Source organism: Pseudomaricurvus sp., from assembly GCF_965662505.1.
GTDB lineage: Bacteria > Pseudomonadota > Gammaproteobacteria > Pseudomonadales > Cellvibrionaceae > Pseudomaricurvus.
In genome coordinates this window covers 1-2885 of sequence record NZ_CBFIHX010000221.1, presented here as the reverse complement: position 1 = coordinate 2885, position 2885 = coordinate 1, and the positions used below count along the sequence as shown (strand labels likewise).

The 2885-nt window shown below is 48.8% G+C and carries 4 protein-coding genes; all 4 read left to right on the top strand.

The genetic code is table 11. The annotated features are described in order from the left end of the window. On the top strand, positions 1-890 hold an 890-nt coding region (locus ACTG33_RS16900), incomplete at its 5' end, for a hypothetical protein (protein WP_439136405.1). 52 nt (positions 891-942) lie between these two features. Continuing rightward, positions 943-1182: a hypothetical protein gene (locus tag ACTG33_RS16895; RefSeq protein WP_439136403.1), complete on the top strand. Its 240-nt coding sequence runs from the start codon at positions 943-945 to the stop codon at positions 1180-1182. Beyond that, positions 1179-2078: an HprK-related kinase A gene (locus tag ACTG33_RS16890; RefSeq protein ID WP_439136401.1), complete on the top strand. Its 900-nt coding sequence runs from the start codon at positions 1179-1181 to the stop codon at positions 2076-2078. Before ACTG33_RS16895 ends, ACTG33_RS16890 begins: the two co-directional genes overlap by 4 nt. Then, positions 2075-2885, top strand: an 811-nt coding sequence (locus ACTG33_RS16885; protein ID WP_439136399.1) for a nucleotidyltransferase domain-containing protein, incomplete at its 3' end; no start/stop codon positions are given. The genes ACTG33_RS16890 and ACTG33_RS16885, both read left to right, overlap by 4 nt.

Below are 2885 nucleotides of genomic sequence, written 5' to 3'. Positions count from 1 at the left end.
AAAGTCAGGCTCGCATTGCTGAAAAGCAAGAAAATGCTGCATCGGTTAAGCAGGCTGAGAAAGGACAGTATCTAATGGAGTCCAATTCTATGGGACAGGACTTGAAAGACAATCTTGATAAGCAGGCCTCTGAAAAAGAGGTTCATCGAACTGGTGTAAATCAGACTGTCACCCGTCGTAATATGGCGAAAGCGGGTATGACGGCGCCGTTGTTGATGTCTCTGTTCAGTCGACCGGCTTGGGGTGGTGGTGTTTGTTCTGTCTCGGCACTGGCTTCTGGTAATGCCTCTGGTCGGCACGACGATGGCTGTAAAGGCAGTGGTTGCACACCTGGTTTTTGGAAAAATAATACATTAGCTTGGCAGGGAACTGGGTTTTCACCGGGTAGCCAGGTTAAGAAAAAAGGGCAGCGCATTAAAGAGTGGACGACTGCCGATGCAACACCTTTTTCTTCAGTGTTTGGCTTTTCGCCTGCGGTTGGTAACGATGAAACCAGTTTGCTGGATGTGCTGTTGCAGCACCATCTTCGGGGGAGTTACGGCACTTACGAAAATCATCTTGTTGCGGCACTGCTAAATGCGGCTAAAGCCCCCTCAGTGTATGGCGCAACAGTTGTTCAGATTGTTGAGCTGGCTCAATCTGTCAGATCTGGGGTTCCTTATCAGGGGCGTGTGATTGATCAGGGAGAAGCTTTTGGGTTAGTAGTGAAAATGAATGAGGCCGGAGATTGTTTTCTGAACGCAAAAGGTGACTGCGGTCCTGGTTATGTCGAAGTGAATGGTCAGTGTATGCCGAGCTGCAAGGACGGAGAGCGTTTTGATGTGAACTCTCAGTCTTGCGTTTTGCTTCAGGATTGGGATCCCAAAACCTGCAAAGGGGTGGACGATTAACAGTCAGGTTAAGAAGGAGGACTTTATTTGGTCGGCTCTTTCGGAATTAACGTTGACAACCTGGAGAGGGGAAGAGGAAGCGATTGCTTATCTGAGTGACTCCGGGGATGTGCATTGGCTTTCGGGGCCTGCACGTTACGTCATAGAGGCATTACAAAAAGAGCAGAAGCTGAGTAGTCGCGAAATCCATCAAGAGGTCTCCGCTTATATTCTATGTGACACAGATGATGTCTCCGGGCATTACATTCCTTACCTGCATAGCCTGGGTTTGATTCGTCAGGTTTCTTCATGAGTTCAAAGCAAATCTCACTTAAAGTGGGTCCTTTCTCAATACTGGTCACTTCTGGTATCGATGAGGTTATCGCAGGCGTTGATCGTTTGTACGGCCACTACCCAGCTAATGACAACGCTTTCCATGATTTTCATGTGTCGGTCGACGCAGCATCCGGCTTTCGTCGCTGGTGGCGTCCTCAGGCCAATTTCACACTGGACGGCATTCTGCCTTTCAAGCCATTACCTAAAACCCAAGCTTTACCCATGTTCGAGTGGGGTTTGAACTGGTGTATGACCAGCTATTGCCACGAGTACTTGGTCATCCATGCGGCGGTTATCGAAAAGCAGGGGAAGGTATTGTTGCTATCTGCTCCACCGGGAGCAGGAAAGAGCACTTTATGTGCAGGCTTGGTCTGCCGCGGCTGGCGCCTGCTCAGTGATGAACTCGCGTTCGTGCGACTGGATGGAACGTCGAGTGTTGTGCCGCTGGCACGCCCTGTATGCCTTAAAAATCGGGCTATAGAGGTGATTCAGGGCTTTTCTCCCGAGGCCCAAATTGGTCCTGTGTGTCCTGATACGGCCAAGGGTGATGTTGCTCACATGTTGGCACCTGTAGACAGCGTCAATCGCAGCCACGAAGAGGCGGAAATTAACTGGGTTGTTTTCCCGCGCTATATTAAAGGAGCTGTAACCAGCTTGTCTCAGCGCAGTAAGGCGCAGTCGTTCCTCAATTTGGCTCGCCAATCCTTTAACTTCAATGTGTTGGGGGACGAAGGGTTTGATACTCTGAATCATGTCATTACCCATAGTGATTGTTATGATTTTCAGTATTCTAATCTGGATGAAGCCATTGCCATGTTCGACAAAATGGCTGAAAGTGCGGGTAAAAGCGAAAGAGCGATAGAAATCCAATGAGATGTCTGCTTTTAAGCGTGCTGGCCAGGCCAGAGTCTGCGGCTCAGCTTTCGTTGGAAGATTGGGATCTTTTAATCCGTCAAGCTCGTAGTATCGACATGCTGGCACGTCTGTATGTCAGATTGAAAGCTGCGGTGGAGCTTCAGGTTTTACCGGAAAAGCCTCTCAGGCATCTACTTTGGGCTTATAAAGTAACTCGGCGGCACAGGCAGGCGATTCGTCGAGAGGTAGAAGGGCTTGCTGAATCTCTTGAGTTTTTAGGTGTACGAATCGTCTTGCTGAAAGGTGCTGCGTACAGCTACGGTAATCTGTCTCCAGCGGAAGGGCGGCTGTTTTCTGATATTGATATTCTGTTGCCGGAAAGCTTTCTGCCTGCGGCTGAAACGCTTTTGGAGAACGAGGGGTGGTTGTCAACGCATCTGGACGATTACGATCAAAAGTATTATCGCCGTTGGATGCATGAATTGCCGCCACTAAAGCACGGTCAGCGAGAGACCGAGCTGGACGTCCATCACGCTATTCTGCCAATGACAGCAAAAGCTCATCCTTCCAGTGAGTTATTACTTGCTGATTCCGTTCGAATAAATACAGATTGGAATTTGTATCGATTAAGCGATTTTGACCTGATTCTGCACAGTGCCACGCACTTGTTTTTTGATGGTGAAATGCAGCATGGGTTGCGTGATCTGGAAGATATTGCCAGTCTGTTTAGAAGCTTCTGTGATCATAGTTTTGATTGGCAGGCTTTGTTGAGTAGGGCGCAGGATTTGGGGCTCATCTATCCTTTGTTTTACGCTTTGCACTACT

Bases quoted from the DNA above. Each gene is read 5' to 3' on its own strand.
- ACTG33_RS16890 (WP_439136401.1), top strand. From the start codon at position 1,179: ATGAGTTCAAAGCAAATCTCACTTAAAGTGGGTCCTTTCTCAATACTG.